General features: G+C 65.4%; 1 protein-coding gene. It reads right to left on the reverse strand.

Features of this window, described 5'->3' with window-relative positions:
• On the reverse strand, positions 1–141 hold a 141-nt coding region (locus tag Q7A36_RS41530), incomplete at its 3' end, for a transposase (RefSeq protein WP_305109580.1).
• Positions 142–208: the final 67 nt, after the last annotated feature.

Genomic DNA, 208 nt, shown 5'->3' on the forward strand with positions numbered 1-208 from the left:
CTGCCGCTTCCACTCCCCCACCATCGTTTGGTGAATGCCGTGCTTCGCCGCCAGCTGTGCCGTCGTCAGCTCACCCCGCAGCGCCTCCAGCGCCACCTTCGCCTTGAAATCCGCTGAATACCGCGTCCGCTTGCCCGTCATCCGGGTCCGTCCTTCTCACAGGCGAACCGAGCTTACCCGCCTGTCCGAAATCCGGGGACCACCTCAG

Source organism: Paracraurococcus lichenis (assembly GCF_030657435.1).
Classification (GTDB): domain Bacteria; phylum Pseudomonadota; class Alphaproteobacteria; order Acetobacterales; family Acetobacteraceae; genus Paracraurococcus; species Paracraurococcus lichenis.